The organism is Acinetobacter sp. MF4640 (genome assembly GCF_002018895.1).
Classification (GTDB): domain Bacteria; phylum Pseudomonadota; class Gammaproteobacteria; order Pseudomonadales; family Moraxellaceae; genus Acinetobacter; species Acinetobacter johnsonii.
On the sequence record NZ_MVOM01000148.1, the window covers coordinates 1 to 638 of the forward strand.

The following is a 638-nucleotide window of genomic DNA, read 5'->3' on the forward strand; positions in this document are numbered from 1 at the left end:
GATTCATGCACGCATAGCCGTATTGAACAAATTTACAGAATTAGGTCGTCCTCATACCCAAGTTGTCACTTGAATTCTGTTCAAATGAGCAGAGTGTTATCTTTTAAATCTTTGTGCAACAAAGCCGTTTCGACTCTACTGGGCTTTGTTGCATAAATATGTAAGCATCTGATTTAAATAAATTTAATTTTGGATCAAAAAATAATCAAAACTTTTAAAATCATATAGTTATGAAATCTTTGTGCAACAAAGCCAATCTGAACTAAAGAAAAATAACTTTGGTGGTTCTTATTATACGGGAGGGAATGTATTAAATGTAGATGCATTAAACTTTAACGATATGAATACCCAAATTGTTGTACCTATAGAAAAAAATCAAAAAGGTGTACTCAATAACACGGTTCAAACAGCAGGTTACATTTCAGGTAAATTCCATATTTTAGATCCATTAGGCTTTGTTGCACAAACCTATCTGTAAAGGGTTTTTCAGCGATATAATTTTCAAATGAAGAAGCCTACACACAAAATCTACCGCACAACCAATTGGCCCGCATATAACCGAGCACTCATGAGTCGCGGAAATATTGCCATTTGGTTTGATCCTGCTACGCAATGGTATGCGCTATCAAAAGGCAAAC

1 protein-coding gene and 1 pseudogene are annotated in these 638 nt (G+C 34.6%); both read left to right on the forward strand.

Annotation, left to right across the window (positions count from 1 at the left end):
• Positions 1 to 241: 241 nt before the first annotated feature.
• Positions 242 to 478: a hypothetical protein gene (locus tag MF4640_RS18840; protein WP_227518692.1), complete on the forward strand. Its 237-nt coding sequence runs from the start codon at positions 242 to 244 to the stop codon at positions 476 to 478.
• 27 nt (positions 479 to 505) lie between these two features.
• Positions 506 to 638: pseudogene (locus MF4640_RS19240) on the forward strand (IS5/IS1182 family transposase); the annotation flags it as partial.